The sequence below is a fragment of the Gimesia chilikensis genome (assembly GCF_007744075.1).
In the GTDB taxonomy this organism is placed as follows: Bacteria; Planctomycetota; Planctomycetia; order Planctomycetales; family Planctomycetaceae; genus Gimesia; species Gimesia chilikensis_A.
In genome coordinates, this window is the sequence record NZ_CP036266.1 from 6,799,437 (window position 1) to 6,814,564 (window position 15,128).

Here is a 15,128-nt window from a genome sequence, read left to right on the forward strand (position 1 = left end):
TGATGAAGAATGGCACTCATATCTTTCAGCATGGATTGGTTTTAGCAGCAGTTTTGTTGTTCGCTATACCACTCGAAGTTTGCTACCATTCCATCACTTCTCCACATTGCTGCCAAAATGCCGAACGTAGCATTCCTTGTGATAGTCCATTATGCGAATGTCATCGAACGACGGTTTTTGCCGCTTTCTTTCAGATTTCTGGTCAGCGAATAGAGCAAAGTGATCTGAGTATAGCCAAGTCGGATGTAACCGAATTATTTGGGGCTTATCTTCAGGAAGATGCTTCTTCCCCTCCACCAACAACGGCACTCGAACGTTGTGTGCTTTTTTCGCGGTTGACTCTGTAATCCTTCGCGAGGGTTATATGTATCCGTGGATTGAACGGTTAGTGTCTCCAAGCAGCATAAGGCTGCCGTCAGCATCGCTTTTCTCTTGTCCGATGCCTCGTGTTTGACGAGCAGTTTAAGCCGTTTTCCCTTCTTAATTGTGTTCAATCATCTTCCTTTGGCACAATAGGGTGCCTGGAATAGGTGTTTTTCATGTTAGTTCTTACCCAAAAGATCTCTGAGGCAACCAAGCCTCCTTCGCTTAGTGTCTCCCGGACTGTTAAGAGTGTTGAAGGCTGGCGTGTGCGTCCGGCTGTTTCTCCACCGAAGGAAATTCCAGTACATAGCCAAGATGTTTCGGCGCGGACCAAGCCGCTGTCGCCCTCTAATGCTGGGATAAATGCTGTCCGCATCTTGGTGGCGGACGCAGATTCTTCTCTTGCCAAAATCTATACGACTCACCTGTCATTATTGGGTTTTGAAGTGACCATGGCTTGCAATGGAGTTGAATGTCTGGCTCGACTCCGCAATCGAATACCTCATCTAATAGTTCTGGATGCCGGGTTATTGTGGGGCCGAGCGACAGATGTTCTGGCTATATTGGATGAGTGTACCGACATTCCTGACGTGCCAGTTTTGGTGACATACGATCACACCTGTGAGCAGGCATTACCTGATGTGCGTTCTTTCCGCGTGAACGATTACGCGGCGAAACCTCTCACCCCGAACCAACTTGCTGAACGCATTCGCGAACTGATCGCGTTTGCGGGCAATTGCGACGAAGATCTTGACTCAGTTGACAATTGCGAAGGGCAATCACCTAAAAGAACTACGGGGAGTGCTCATGATGAACGTAGATCGAATTGAAAACCTGTGGTGTAATAAGCACCGCATGACAGCTTTGATGGGCTACGGCCTTTTGGCCGTCGCTGTAGGCGCAGCAGGCATGTACGCGGTCACGCGAGCTTTTCTGACTGAGCCTGTAAGCGGTGTAGCTTCTACCGAAGCGAGACACGGAGTGGATGACGAGCATGGTGAGGATTCATATGTGGTTACACTCGCAAAAGACAAATGGGCCGTAGCTGGACTTCGCATTGCTGAGGTTGCCAGCAGCAATCTGACGAGGACCGAGTGGATCACGGGCAAGGTAGCCCTGAATGAAGACCGCCTGGCGCATGTTTATTCTTTGGTCGATGGGCAAATTCATGAAGTTAAGGTCCAGTTCGGGGACGACGTAAAGCAGGGACAGGTGTTGGCCGTTATCGACAGCAAAGAGGTCGGCTTGGCCAAGCTGGACTTATATAAAGATCGGCTCGATGCCGAGTTCGCCAAGATCAACTATGAGTTCATGCGAGAGATCAACGAGAACACACAAGCGCTCATCAAAGTTCTAATAGAACGGCCTCCACTGGAGAAAATTGGAGCGACATTTGATGACAAGCAGCTCGGCAAGAACCGCCAGCAGTTGATGACTGCCTACGCGAACCTATATAAATCGCGTGCCGACTACGAGCGACTCACGTCGGTGGCGGAAAGTGGCGTGGTGGCCGGCAAGTTATTGATCGAAGCCAAAGCCCGGTTCGAGGCGGACCAAGCCACATTTCAGTCACTCTTGGAACAATTGAAGTTTACTGCATCACAGGAGGCTTTGCTCGCCGAACAAAAACTTCAGCAAGCCGAGCAGACCGTGGCGGCCAGTCGTTCACGCCTACTCATACTCGGCTACCAGCAAGATGACCTGAAAAGCATTGATCCGATCAAAGAGGGCGAGATGATCGCACATTATGAGCTTCGCGCCCCGTTCGATGGCACGGTAATTGGCAAAAACGTAGTGCTGGCCGAGCGGGTGGGACCCGATACCGAGATGTTTCAGGTTGCTGACCTATCGACGCTGTGGGTGCAAGCAGATATCTATCAAAAAGATTTGCCCAAGACTCGCCAACTCGGTGAAACGCTGCGGTTTCGCTCCCCGGACTCAGACCATCTTCACGAAGCCCGTATCTTCTACACGGGTGATATTCTTGATCCAGAAACTCGGACGGTGCGATTGCGTGCCACGATTGACAATCCGGATCGTCATCTGAAACCAGGCATGTTCGTTGAAATCGCATTGCCGGGAGAAACGCTGTCCAACATCGTGACGTTGCCGGCGTCTGCCATTCAAGAAGTGGAAGGGCATGATGTCGTATTCGTACAGACCGGACTGGAAGCGTTCGAGAAGCGGAAAGTCAAGGTTGGAATGCGCAGCGGCGACACCGTACAGATCCGCGACGGGTTACAACCTGGCAACAAAGTGGTTGTGGTCGGTGGCTTTGCCCTGAAATCGGAACTGATGAAAGGATCGATCTCGCATGGCCATTAAAAGTCGAGAGCATTTTCGTCTACACTCCCTCTTGGTGATTACCTTTCTGCTCTACAATTTTCTGGGGCTCGCTCGCCAGCTTCGGAGCCAGCTATGATCAACAAATTCATCGACGTCTCATTGGACAACCGCTTCGTCGTATTATTGCTGGTTGTATTGCTGATCGCGGTTGGTCTGTCGTCGATGACTACATTACCCGTCGACGCCGTACCTGACTTGACCAACGTACAAGTTCAGGTGTTGACAACTTCGCCTTCACTCGGTCCTGTCGAGATGGAGCAACTGATCACATTCCCTGTCGAAACGTCGATGAGCGGTATTCCCCACGTCGATGAAATACGGAGCGTGACGAGGTTCGGTCTGTCGAACGTGACGATCGTGTTCGAGGAAGGCACGGACATCTACTGGGCACGGCAGCAGGTCAACGAACGATTGACTGAAGCCCGCGGGGAAATTCCCGCTGGGTTGGGAACTCCCACGATGGGGCCGATAGCGACGGGTATGGGTGAAATCTACCAATTCGAGTTGCGCACCAAGCCGGGCTGCGACTACGACCTTCAGGAATTGCGAACGATCCTCGATTGGCAGATTGCCTTTCAGCTGCGCAGCGTGCCCGGTGTCATTGAAGTCAATACATTCGGCGGAGAACTGAAGACGTACGAAGTGCAGGTGAATCCGAATGCCTTACTGAATTACAAGATCCCGCTGAACCGTGTATTCGAGGCTTTAGAGCGCAACAACGCCAACGCGGGCGGAGGGTACATCGTTCATCACGAAGAGCAACGGTTGATCCGCGGCGAAGGGCTCATCCAGTCCCTTAATGATATCGCAGACATCGTGTTGGACGCCCGCGATGATGGCACTGCGGTTCGCGTGCGTGACATTGGCGAGGTGCATTTCGCCCCGCTGCTACGTCAAGGCTACGTCACGCGCGACGGACGCGGTGAGGCGGTGACCGGTATTGTGATGATGCTGATTGGCGAAAACTCCCGCGTGGTCGTTGATCGTGTCAAACAGAAAATCGCCGAGATCGAAAATTCGCTGCCCGAAGGTGTTTACATCGACACATTCTACGACCGCACCGATTTGGTGCGCCGCGCCATCGGCACCGTCACCGAGAACATCAGTGGCGGCGCGATCTTAGTCATCATCATGCTGTTTCTGCTTGTGGGCGACTGGCGCGCCGGGTTGATCGTAGCATCGGCCATTCCGTTGTCCGCGCTCATTACATTCATTTCTATGAATTATTTCGGCGTCTCTGCGAACCTGATGAGTTTGGGGGCCTTGGACTTCGGTATCATCGTGGACGGGGCGGTGGTGATGGTCGAGAATGCGATCCGCCATGTGGGCGAGGCAAAACGCCGCAACCCCGAGTTGAAACGCGCGGGGCTGGACGTGTTTCGCGACGCCGGCCACGAAGTGGGTCGGCCGATCGTGTTCGCGGGCTCGATTGTAATCATCGTCTTTCTACCGATTATGTCGTTGCGGGGGATCGAGGGGAAGATGTTTGGCCCGATGGCCTTTGCGTTCATGTCGGCCCTGGCCGGAGCGCTGGTCCTGGCATTGACCGTCATGCCTGTGTTGGCCTCGCTGTTTCTGGCCCGCAAGTTTTGCGAAAAGGATTCCTTCCTCGTCCGCTGGTGCAAACGGGGCTACGAACCGTTATTGCGGTTGGCGATCCGCTGGCCGTTGGCCGTGTTTCTGATTGCCATCGCCGCATTTTCCATGGGAATAGTGATCGCAATGGGTTTTGGGGCCGAATTCGTCCCTAAGCTGGATGAAGGCGACATGGCGGTGCAGGCAATCCGACTGCCGAGCGTTTCGTTGGAACGCTCGATCGAAATGACCACGGAAATAGAAAAGACGCTATTGGCGGAGTTTCCTAAAGAAGTAGAATCAGTGATCTCCAAGACCGGTCGCCCGGAAATCGCCACCGACCCGATGGGCGTTGAGATGAGCGACATCTTCGTGATTCTCAAACCGAAAGGCGAGTGGCGTTTCGCTAGCAAACCGGAACTGATTGAAGCCATGAAGGAAACGCTGGAAAAAAACATTCCGGCGAACAATTTCAGCTTCACGCAACCAATAGAATTGCGAGTGCAGGAATTGATTGCTGGCGTGCGCTCGGATGTCGGCATTAGCCTCTATGGAGACGACCTGGAGAAACTGAAAGAGATCGGTAACGAGATCGCTGGTGTGGTCCAGCAAGTGCCCGGAGCGGCGGACGTTCAGCCCGAACAGACGGGCGGTTTGCCCTATGTCCAGATGCGCGTTCGACGCGATCAGATCGCCCGGTATGGTATTAACGTCGGGGATGTGCTCGACGCGATCTCAATCATTGGCGGGAAGGAGGTCGGGCAAGTGTTTGAGGGCCAACGTCGGTTTCCCTTGCAGGTGCGTCTGGAGCCAAAATGGCGGAGAGATGTCACGGCGCTTAAGCACATCAAGGTTGCTGATCCCACCGGTCGACAGATACCACTGGAACAGCTTGTTGAGATTGAAGTTGGTCCTGGAGTCGCGCAGATCAGCCGTGATGAAATTCGCCGCCGCTTTCTGATCCAAGTGAATGTCCGCGGCCGTGACCTAGCGAGTTTCGTGGCGGATGCCCAGAAAGCGGTCGAGGAGAAAGTGAAACTGCCACCTGGCTACCACATCGCCTGGGGAGGCAGCTTTAAAAACCTGCGAGAAGCGACGGGGCGGCTGACGATCGCTGTTCCGCTCGCACTGTTACTGATTTGCTCGTTGCTGTACATGACATTCAGGTCCGGCAAGCTGGCCCTGTTGATCTTCTTGAATGTGCCAGTCGCCACGACCGGCGGGATTTTGGCACTCTGGATACGCGGCATGCCTTTTTCGATCTCGGCGGGTGTCGGATTCATTGCCCTATCCGGCATCGCCGTGATGAACGGCGTCGTCCTGATCGAACACGTGCGGCATTTGCGGCATCGGGGCCAAAGCATTAAGGATGCCGTCTACCAGGGCGCGCTGGACCGCCTTCGACCCGTTTTGATGACTGCCACGACTGATGCACTGGGATTCATCCCCATGGCCATCTCAACCAGTTCCGGCGCGGAAGTCCAAAGACCTTTGGCGACGGTTGTCATCGGCGGCGTGATTACGTCGAGTCTCTTGACTCTAGTAGTCCTGCCGGCCATTTACCGCTGGTTCGAGCCGAAAGGCGAAGAAGATGTGGAATTATGAAAAGAGTCGAGAGGCAAGTGCCGGAGAGACGAGTTGATGAGTGAGTTCCTGAAAGTGCTTGGCCTTGCCCTTCTTTCGGCTTTGGGAAATTTTGGGGGAGGCGTGATCGCTGAGTGGTTACATCCTTCGCAGAAGACGCTTAACCGGGCATTGCACGCCGCGACGGGAATCATCTTAGCCGTTATCGCCGTCGAGGTGATCCCCAAGGTATTGGACAAAGCGTCGACTTGGTTGCTGGCACTGTCATTTGTCGCGGGAGGTGCGGCGTACTTGCTCCTGGAAGCTGGAATTGATCGCTGGCAACGGAGCAAACCCAAGGGAGCCGGCACGGGAGCCTGGATGGTGTACACGGCGGTCGCCACTGACTTGTTGGGCGACGGGCTTTTGATCGGCGCGGGCTCCGCCCTATCAGGCCAAATGGGGCTCGTCCTGGCACTAGGTCAGGTCTTGGCAGACATCCCGGAGGGCTTCGCAGTGGTCGCCAATTTTCGTGAGAAGGGCATGGGGCAGACGAAGCGGATTCTGATCTCCGCATCCTTTGCAGTACCCGTGGTAGCAGCAGCGGCGTTTGCGTACTTTGCGCTTCGCGGACAGGGAGAAGCTGTAAAAGTGGACGCCCTCGTCTTTGTGGCTGGCCTTTACACGCTCGCAGCCGTCGAGGACATGCTACGCAGGCCCATGAGAGCTCCGAGGACAGCCGCTGGTCTGCAGCTAGTTTCCTGCTCGGTTTTGCACTTTTCCTAGTCGTCTCACAATCGTTATTTTAGGTACAAAGCGAAGAGAGTCGAAGCATGAGCTTTATGATCGTGAATCCAATGACGAAGAAGGGCGACATCAGAGTCGAAACGACTCAGGCTGCAGACCGCTGGCGAAGTATTTCAGACCTCAAACGTCAACCCGACACATTCAGCTATCTAATATTTTTCTTTTCTGGTGTGGCGGCGCTGGTTTACGAAATCTCTTGGTCGCGCCAGGTTGGGTTGTTGTTCGGCCACACCATTCAGGCTTCGGCGGTCGTGCTGTCGACCTATTTTGCGGGCATGGCGGTTGGTTATCTGGTCGGAGCCAAGTGGTCGTTGCGCGTGTTGCCGTTGTTGGGATATGGAGTCGCAGAACTGGTGGTCGCGGCCTGGGCTTGCTTGATTCCCTTTCTGCTGGCGTGCTCTGAATCACATTCGTTCGCTGCCTTTTTAAGCAGTTCGTCGATCGGCTGGCAATTGACGGCGAGAGTTCTCTTCTGTTTCTTGCTTCTGTTACCGGCGACTACCGCTTTGGGCATAACGCTGCCGATGATGGCGGAGTATCTTTCTCGGCAAAGAAGTCGCGACATGGCCGACCCGACAAATGCTGGCCGCGTGTCGCTGGCATACGCACTGAATACGGCCGGAGCGCTCGTGGGCGTCTTGTCCGCCACCTTCTTTCTATTGGTCGTAGTTGGCGTCCGCACCAGCAGCTATGTCGCGGCCGTCGTTTCCGCCGCGTGTGGCGTGGCCGCGGTCCTAATTGCCAAGAAACAAAAGTCAAGAGTCGAGAGACGAGCATCTGCCGGCTCTGGACAGTCGGCGCGCGACTCTCAGCTATCCTGGTTCTTCGTCGCCGCATTATCCGGCTTCGGAACATTAGCACTCGAGGTTCTCTACACGCGAATGTTCTCGCTGGTATTCCATAATAGCACCTATACATTTGGTATGGTTGTGGCAGTCTTCCTGGCATCACTTGCATTGGGCGCCGCTTTGGCAGCTCGGCTGCAACGACGCTACCGCATCGAGGGTCTGGTTGGATGGTCGGCGTGCTCGGGCGCATTAGCTGTGACGTTTTCTGTGCTCACGTTCGTCGCGCTGACCGGTCTCGATTATTACGATTTCGGCGAGTCGTTCTCCCAGTACATAAGCGGCGCACTGATGTTGGTGATCCTTGTGGTAGCTCCACCGATTACACTGCTCGGCATGTTGCTACCGCTGGTGTGGAAAGCGGCGGGACTTGGTAAGCGAGCAGGCATCGTGGTGGGCCGGTTGACGGCGGTCAACACAATTTCGGCCGCGTTGGGCGCGATGGCCGCGAGTTTTTTGCTATTGCCGTGGCTTGGACTGTGGCAGTCTTTTGTATTGTTGGCCGCGCTGTTTTACGTTGCCGGTTTTGTCTTACTATTGCGCAACGGCAGACTAGTCTGGGCATGTGGAGGGGCCTTGATACTCGTCGCTGTTGCGATGTTTGCGCTGCGTAGTCCCGTTGAAATCAACTATGGAGGCACACAACTTGACGAGCAACTCGTGCGTCGCTGGAATTCCCCCTACGGCTGGATTGACGTGGTGCGGGATGAGAACACGGGGTCATTCAGAGTAAGACAAAACTTGCACTACCGGTTTGGCAGAACTGGCGACAATGCCCGCGAGTACCGCCAGGCGCATCTCCCACTGCTGTTGCACGAGCAGCCGCAGGATGTGTTGTTTATGGGGCTTGGAACGGGCTTGACTGCGGGAGGCGCTATCCCGCACCGCGAAGTCAAAAATGCCGTCGCCGTCGAACTGATTCCGGAAGTACTAGAGGCAGCTCGGCTACTGGCGGAGTACAATTACGGGGTTGTTGACCATCCTAAGGTGGATGTCTGCGTCGATGATGCGCGACACTACCTGCTGGCCACAGACCTCCGTTTCGACGTCATCATCTCCGACTTGTTTGTGCCTTGGGAGAGCGAGTCCGGCTATCTGTACACGGTCGAGCACTACCGGGTGGCCCGCGATCGTCTGAAGCCAGACGGCTTGTTCTGCCAATGGCTGCCGCTCTACCAATTGGGCGCGCGCGAGTTTGAGCTGATCGCCGACAGCTTCGCCAGCGTATTTCCCGTCACGACGATTTGGTGGAGTGAGATGGACGCGTCCAAGCCGGTCATCGCCTTGGTGGGCGGCGACGCCCCGCTGGAACTTAACGCTGACCGGCTCGCCGAACGCCTTACGGCATTAGAGCGAGCGACCACGTCGTCCAACCAGGACTTACGCACTGTCGAGCAGTTCTACGACAACTATCAAGGCGACTGGATGCCGCGCAATCCGTCTCGGCTCAACACCGACGAGCATCCGCGTGTGGAGTTCCTGACGCCCATTTCCAACCGCGATCGCAAGATGATCGTTAGTCTCGCGCTGCTGGAATACTTCGATAATGTCTTGTCTCAACTCCCATCCAGCGCCGTAGCTTTGCACACTGATGGAGAACCAAAATCTGCCACCGCTCGGCAGCGTCGAGCCTGGCAGCGTCTTATCCTGTTTGGAGGAACCATTCCATGAAAGAAGTCAAAGCCGTATTTCAGCCGTTCATGCCCAAGCCGGTGCTGGAAGCACTGCAGAAAGTCGACCATCTTCCGGCCGCCACCGAGACGGAGGTCGACGGCTACAGTGTCGTGCATCCAGACTATACACCTAAGCCAAAGATCATACTGGAGTTTATGGTGCCCGACGACATTGTGGATGCCATCGTCCAAGCTCTTCAAAGCGGGGCACATACGGGCAATCTTGGCGACGGCTGCATTTTCGTAATCGAAGTGAAACTACCGTGAAGATCCGCATCGGCGAGCGAAACGACTCAACGTAGCCGATGATATCAAGCGTCATATTGGTAAAGGCACGCCGAATGGACCATTGTCGTACTTGTTATCACCGACTACTGACTTTAACCATGATTGGCTTGACCGTCCCTGGAATCTTTGTGTTCATCAATCAGGAACAGACGACAGGTTCCGATCAGATAAGCAGCGAGCAGGATGAGAGCAAATCGACGCCTGACGCTCGCAAATCCGAGCATGACGAGTCGGCACACGAAACGTCGATTTCACCGATCCTGCTTGAGCTGGCGGTCATTGTTGGCATAGCAATGCTGGGGCGCTGGCTGGCCGAATCACTCCGGCAATCGGCCGTGCTGGGCGAGCTGCTGATTGGTGTCGTCGTGGGAAACGTCGGCTTCTGGCTGGGGCTGCCCTTGTTCATCATGGTGATGCATTTGGGCGAGGTCCTGCCCTTGTTCAACGAAGTCTGGTTGACAGGTAGTTCCGTGGCGGATGCCGCCAGCAAGATTTTCTCCGAGCCACAATTGGCAGAGGGCGGCAGCGCGCGTCGACTGGTCGACATCATGACTGGCCCGGAAGGACCTCGTTATGTCGCTATGGCCTTCGCGCTGTGGCTGTTTTCCGAATTGGGCGTGATCCTGCTGCTGTTCACGGTCGGCTTGGAATCGAAAATCAACGAGATGCTGAAGGTTGGCTGGCGGGCATTGATGGTCGCCAGCGTCGGCGTTGTCTCACCATTCGTGTTGGGACTATTGATGGGCATGTGGCTCTTGCCCGACGCCGGATCGATGGTCCACATCTTTCTCTCGGCCACGCTTTGCGCAACTAGTGTCGGCATTACAGCCCGCGTGTTTCGCGATCTGGGCAGATTGCAAACACGCGAAGCCAAAATCATTCTTGGAGCGGCAGTGATTGACGACGTGCTGGGACTGATCATCCTGGCGGTGGTCGTCGGCATCGCCTCGACGGGACAGATTGACGCGCTGGAAATCAGCCGCATCTCGCTATTGTCTATTCTGTTTCTTGGATCAGTACTCTTGTTTGGTGGAAGGATCGTCGGCTGGCTCATCCCGTTTTTTGCGATGCTGGAAAAACACCACGTTAAACTGCTGTTTCCCTTGGCCCTGGCATTCCTGCTGGCGTGGGCTGCCAGTGCCATCGAATTGGCGCCGATCGTCGGCGCGTTCGCGGCGGGCTTGATCCTAAGCGAAGAGCATTTCAAGAAAGTTTCCGGGCACGCGACGATGGAAAGTCTGATCGCTCCTCTGGAAAGAATCTTCGCGCCAGTCTTTTTCGTGCTGATGGGCATGCAAGTCAACCTACTATCGTTTCTTGATCCCACGACCCTTTGGCTGGCGTTGGCGTTCAGCTTCGCCGCGATTGTCGGCAAGCTGGTTTGCGGCTTGCCTGCCGGCCGTAGCAGCGACCGCTGGTCGATCGGCCTGGGAATGATCCCGCGCGGCGAAGTGGGGCTAATCTTCGCCAGCATTGGCAAGGGCTTGGGAGTCGTCAGCGGCTCAGTCTTTTCCGCCCTGGTCGTGATGGTTATCGTTACGACCTTAATTACACCGATCTCCTTAAAGTGGTCACTATTTCGTCGTCCCTGAAAAAGTCGCTGTGGTTTCGACGGTTGAACTATCCCAACTCGTGGCTATTAAATTGGCCTCAGAATGGTGCCGGATCGAGTCGCTGAATGGAATGTATTTCCCCAAAACGAGCCTTAGGTGGTACGGACATTCAATCTTGCATTTTCCGTACTGTTTAGTGAGGATTATGTTTTCTCAAGGATGAGAACCGATGGTCAGGCGTCATGAGCTTACTGCTACTCAGTGGGAAGCGATTCAGGAATATTTGCCAGGCAAGGCGAGCGATCCGGGACGCACTGCGGTGGATAACCGGCTCTTTGTTAACGCAGTTCTGTTTGCTCTGAAGACCGGAATTCCGTGGGAAGATCTCCCCGGGCGGTATGGCAAACCGAATACTGTCTGGAAACGGTTTGATCGCTGGTGTGCGAAGGGAGCTTGGGAGCAGGTCTTTCGAGCCCTTGGTGAGGAAGAACTGGAACAGGAACCCGCAGAAGTTCATCTCGATTCGTCGATCATCAAGGCACACCAGACCGCTTCGACTGGCCGCCGGGAACCCACTGAAAAAAAGTGATGCCGACGAACGACGCTGTCTCGGCCGAAGTCGCGGAGGATTGACAACAAAAATCCACGCCGTCACTGGTGAGTGTGGGAAATTAGTTCATTTTCTGCTCACTGCCGGGCAACGAGGTGATGCTCCACAAGGCGAACGACTTCTTGAGAATATTAAGCCAGGAGAGGTAGGCGTCATCGTGGCAGATACCGCTTATGACTCCGATTCGATTCGCCAGCATGGCAGGCGGTTGAAAGCAAAAGTTTGCATCTAACCGAATCCAAGTAGAAAGGTCATGAAGCGATTTGACTGGATGATCTACAAACATCGCAACCAGACTGAACAGTTCTTTGGCAGAATCAAACGCTGCCGACGTGTGGCGACTCGTTACGAGAAAAAAGCCACCGACTTCGCCGGCTTCATCTGGCTGGAAGCACTCGTTACCGATATCATTTGAATGTCCGTACTATCTAGTGGTAGGGCTGGTCTTTCCCTGCTCTCGAAATTCTTGTTTGCCCACTCTAAACCACGATTTGCTGCATTGAAATTGCAACACAATCTCCCGTGTCATTAAACCGACTGCCTATGCTTTCAGAACTTCGAGGAGGCGTTCTTTGAAATAAATCAACATGTGAAATGTTCCATGAAATGAGACTTCACCAGTCTACCTGACTTACCGCATTCTCGCTAGAGTTAAATGTGATGCGCTCTTGAAGATCTGCAAACGACGTTGCACTCGCTTCCGGATCTTCGTTCTTGTGATCCCCTGCTCTGAACCTCGTCCCAAAGCTGATTTTGCCTGAGTCCTTTTGTACGTGTTTCCAGTAATTAGCCCCGCAGCGATGACAGCGGAATAGATGGTGCTGCGGGAAGTGCAGGGAACCGGCCTGGGCTTCCGCCTGGGACAACATGGTGTTGTTATAGTGCTCGCGGGTTGATGAGTCTGTCGAGACAAAGATACCAGCAGTCCCAACCACATCAGAAAGTATTCTCGTATCCCACCCTGTATATGACCCTCTACAAGGGGGGATGCGAGAGGGCTTTCCGTTACTTTTTTGAGTCGTATGTTATTCTGATTTCAGGATTTGCGACGCCGTGCTACCTAATACTTTGTTCGGGAATGCAGTCCGACTCATACTAATCCTTGTTTTTAGCGTCCAAGAGTGGAGTGGGTGACCTTACCATTTCTGTAGTTTGGAGTTTTCCAAATATAAAAAGGAATCCCGATGCATCGTCACGAATCTTAATATCAAATAGACCCGATAAAAACAGGGGCCCGCAATCCTCAACAGGTCGTCAGCCCCTTTTTCATTTCCACCTTACAGCCACAGATTACTTTTGTGGCGACTCACCTGATAATGCTTCTGTCATCTACGGGAGCTCGCTGTCGGGGATCTTAGCTTGAACAACGGTTCGGACCACACCCGGGAAAAAACCTGGTCTTTTAGTTGTGAGCTTCATATCAGATTCGTAGTTTGGACTGAAATCGAAACTGATCCATCTCGCTTGTGGAATGGGAAGCGAGATATTGTGCCTGCGTTTTCCATCATAGTAAAGACGCACAAGCGCATCGTCATCGACGGAAGGCCAGGGAAGAATGATTTGCCCGAGTTGGTTGGTCTAGAAGGTTTTTCCCATCAATTCAGGAGTATCATCACGCATCAATTCATGAGCGTTCGCAATTACAACTTCCATGGTTAAATCTGTAATTGGTTTACCACCCTTTAAGAATGTAATCGTCAAGGTGCGCGTATTGTGCCTCCAGATAATCAGTACCAGGATAACCATGATCATGGTTATCGCCAGGAGATGCCATTTGCTCCTTTTCTTCTGAGACACCATCATTCCACCCCATCAATACGAGATTTCCCATATGGATCAGCCTGAAACCACTCCAGGCATGGATTGTCTTTGATTGTAACTACTGCGGTTTCCCATGTCTAAATGAAGTGATTTTTCGCCACTTTTGTTATCCCTCTGTTGTTGAGATCTGGGAATCGCTGCCGAGCGAATCATTTTTCAGTATTCAACACGGTTTCTGCGCAGACTTTCTCTGTGAGGACCTCCGTTATCCGCTATTTTATACGCTTCCGCTTCACGTTATGCGTGACCGGCGGCGGAATTGCCGCTCGTGCAATCCGATAAAGAATTGCGGCGAACAATCTCCGTGGCACAACCACTTCGGCCAGTTGAAAGAATACGTACTTGGCATGCTGGGTTACCTTGGCCCCAACCTTGACCAGCTTCTCCTGCAGCGTCGTCAGCGACCAGTTCTGTATAGGCTTGGGCAACGCCAGTTGCCGCAGGAAGTTGCCGAGGTTATAAGCTAAGGCGAACAGTTGCAACCGAGCTTGGTTGTCTTTGAACGTTCGGCAGGAGAGATTGGTCCATTTGACGGCGTTCTTGCCTTCCTTGATCCACTGCTCGGCGGTGCCCCGACCGTTGTAGAACTTCACAACGTTCTTCGAGTGCTGGTTCAAGTTGGTCACGATGAATCCAACACACGGGAACAGCTCGCCTGCATGCCACTCGATCTTGGCCACTACGCGACGCGCTCGCTGCTATGATTTCGGTTGATATTGGAAGCTGTGATAACAGACCTTGGGCTTGTGTGAAGGCCGTCCGACCGGGCGGGTGAGCAAATGCGAGATTTCCCGCTCCCATACGGCGTTGGCTTTGAGGCGAATGGCGTAACGATAGCCTGCTTTCTCCAGCACACGATACAGCGCTGGAATGGCGAACGCCGCATCGCCACGGAAGAACTTCGGAATGTCCAAATGTCGATACCGTTCGAAAACCGGCAGTAGCACCTTCCGCCAGTATTTCGCGCTGACCTTGTTGCCACGCCGCAGCAGGGCGTTTTCCAGATCACTATGCTGGTTGAAGAGTAACAGCGGATGGTAACAGAAGCATGCAAGGTGGCCGTTGTAGGCCGCGCCCTGTTGCCGGCCGTAGGTCTCACTGACCGAGCTGTCCAGATCCAGTAGGAGTTCTTTGAGCGGTTGCCGCCGGTGGACGTTATCGATCCAGCGTAGTAAAGATTGAGTTCAAAACCTGATCTACGCTACCAGAAGAGCTGTAGACAAAATATTGAAGATACTAAACTCGGTCCGGCATAGCCACCTCTGACAAATTCTAGTTGTAATTTTAAAATTTGGTTTGGTACCATGATTTTGTCCAGTGAAGCAGAGTTCGGCTCAGGGGATGCAACCGAACAGGCAATAACTGGACCGACGATGCACCGAATCGAGTACGGCTTCCGATCTGGAGTGGCCTCACCAGAAACCGTACGCGATTCATGTCGGACATCGGAGTGATGCCTTAAAAATCCAAGCTTGCTTTCTCCGCATTACGGTTTGCGATAGATAAAAAAAATGCATGAGCCGGGATCAGTCCGTCAAGACGATCCCGGCTCATACTATTTGTCTGATCGAGTAGATTTATCTTTCTTGACTGGGCGGTACAACTCTTCAACAAACATCATCACATCCTTTTCAATTAACATGCGGTGTTCTCCATCGGGAACTTGATCGAGGGATAATGAATC

General features: G+C 53.5%; 10 protein-coding genes and 1 pseudogene. 10 read left to right on the forward strand and 1 reads right to left on the reverse strand.

The window, feature by feature from the left end:
* Positions 1 to 539 precede the first annotated feature (539 nt).
* The 10 genes from HG66A1_RS25670 to HG66A1_RS25715 all read left to right on the forward strand — a co-directional run bounded on the left by HG66A1_RS25670 (position 540) and on the right by HG66A1_RS25715 (position 12,038).
* Positions 540 to 1,193, forward strand: coding sequence for a response regulator (locus HG66A1_RS25670; protein ID WP_145190950.1), 654 nt, complete (start codon positions 540 to 542; stop codon positions 1,191 to 1,193).
* The gene (locus HG66A1_RS25675) at positions 1,171 to 2,688 is read left to right on the forward strand and encodes an efflux RND transporter periplasmic adaptor subunit (protein WP_145190953.1); all 1,518 of its coding nucleotides are present in this window, start codon (positions 1,171 to 1,173) and stop codon (positions 2,686 to 2,688) included. Before HG66A1_RS25670 ends, HG66A1_RS25675 begins: the two co-directional genes overlap by 23 nt.
* A 93-nt stretch (positions 2,689 to 2,781) precedes the next feature.
* On the forward strand, positions 2,782 to 5,889 hold the full coding sequence (locus HG66A1_RS25680) for an efflux RND transporter permease subunit (RefSeq protein ID WP_145190956.1): 3,108 nt from the start codon (positions 2,782 to 2,784) through the stop codon (positions 5,887 to 5,889).
* A 36-nt stretch (positions 5,890 to 5,925) separates the two neighbouring features.
* A complete protein-coding gene (locus HG66A1_RS25685) occupies positions 5,926 to 6,633 on the forward strand; it encodes a ZIP family metal transporter (protein WP_197996800.1) in 708 nt (235 codons plus the stop codon).
* 47 nt (positions 6,634 to 6,680) lie between these two features.
* The gene (locus HG66A1_RS25690) at positions 6,681 to 9,170 is read left to right on the forward strand and encodes a fused MFS/spermidine synthase (protein WP_145190959.1); all 2,490 of its coding nucleotides are present in this window, start codon (positions 6,681 to 6,683) and stop codon (positions 9,168 to 9,170) included.
* Positions 9,167 to 9,439, forward strand: coding sequence for a P-II family nitrogen regulator (locus tag HG66A1_RS25695; protein ID WP_145190962.1), 273 nt, complete (start codon positions 9,167 to 9,169; stop codon positions 9,437 to 9,439). The genes HG66A1_RS25690 and HG66A1_RS25695 overlap by 4 nt, the downstream gene beginning before the upstream one ends.
* Positions 9,440 to 9,558: 119 nt before the next feature.
* On the forward strand, positions 9,559 to 11,052 hold the full coding sequence (locus HG66A1_RS25700) for a cation:proton antiporter (RefSeq protein ID WP_194242514.1): 1,494 nt from the start codon (positions 9,559 to 9,561) through the stop codon (positions 11,050 to 11,052).
* Between the two features lie 190 nt (positions 11,053 to 11,242).
* Complete coding sequence (locus tag HG66A1_RS25705) at positions 11,243 to 11,602, forward strand: IS5 family transposase (RefSeq protein WP_145190968.1); 360 nt, start codon at positions 11,243 to 11,245, stop codon at positions 11,600 to 11,602.
* The gene (locus HG66A1_RS32915) at positions 11,493 to 11,855 is read left to right on the forward strand and encodes a transposase (RefSeq protein ID WP_228030881.1); all 363 of its coding nucleotides are present in this window, start codon (positions 11,493 to 11,495) and stop codon (positions 11,853 to 11,855) included. Before HG66A1_RS25705 ends, HG66A1_RS32915 begins: the two co-directional genes overlap by 110 nt.
* 21 nt (positions 11,856 to 11,876) lie before the next feature.
* Positions 11,877 to 12,038: a transposase gene (locus HG66A1_RS25715; RefSeq protein WP_145190973.1), complete on the forward strand. Its 162-nt coding sequence runs from the start codon at positions 11,877 to 11,879 to the stop codon at positions 12,036 to 12,038.
* A 1,618-nt stretch (positions 12,039 to 13,656) separates the two neighbouring features.
* Here the strand turns inward: HG66A1_RS25715 and HG66A1_RS32570 are convergent.
* Positions 13,657 to 14,613 (reverse strand): annotated as a pseudogene (locus tag HG66A1_RS32570) (IS1380 family transposase); the annotation flags it as partial.
* Positions 14,614 to 15,128: the final 515 nt, after the last annotated feature.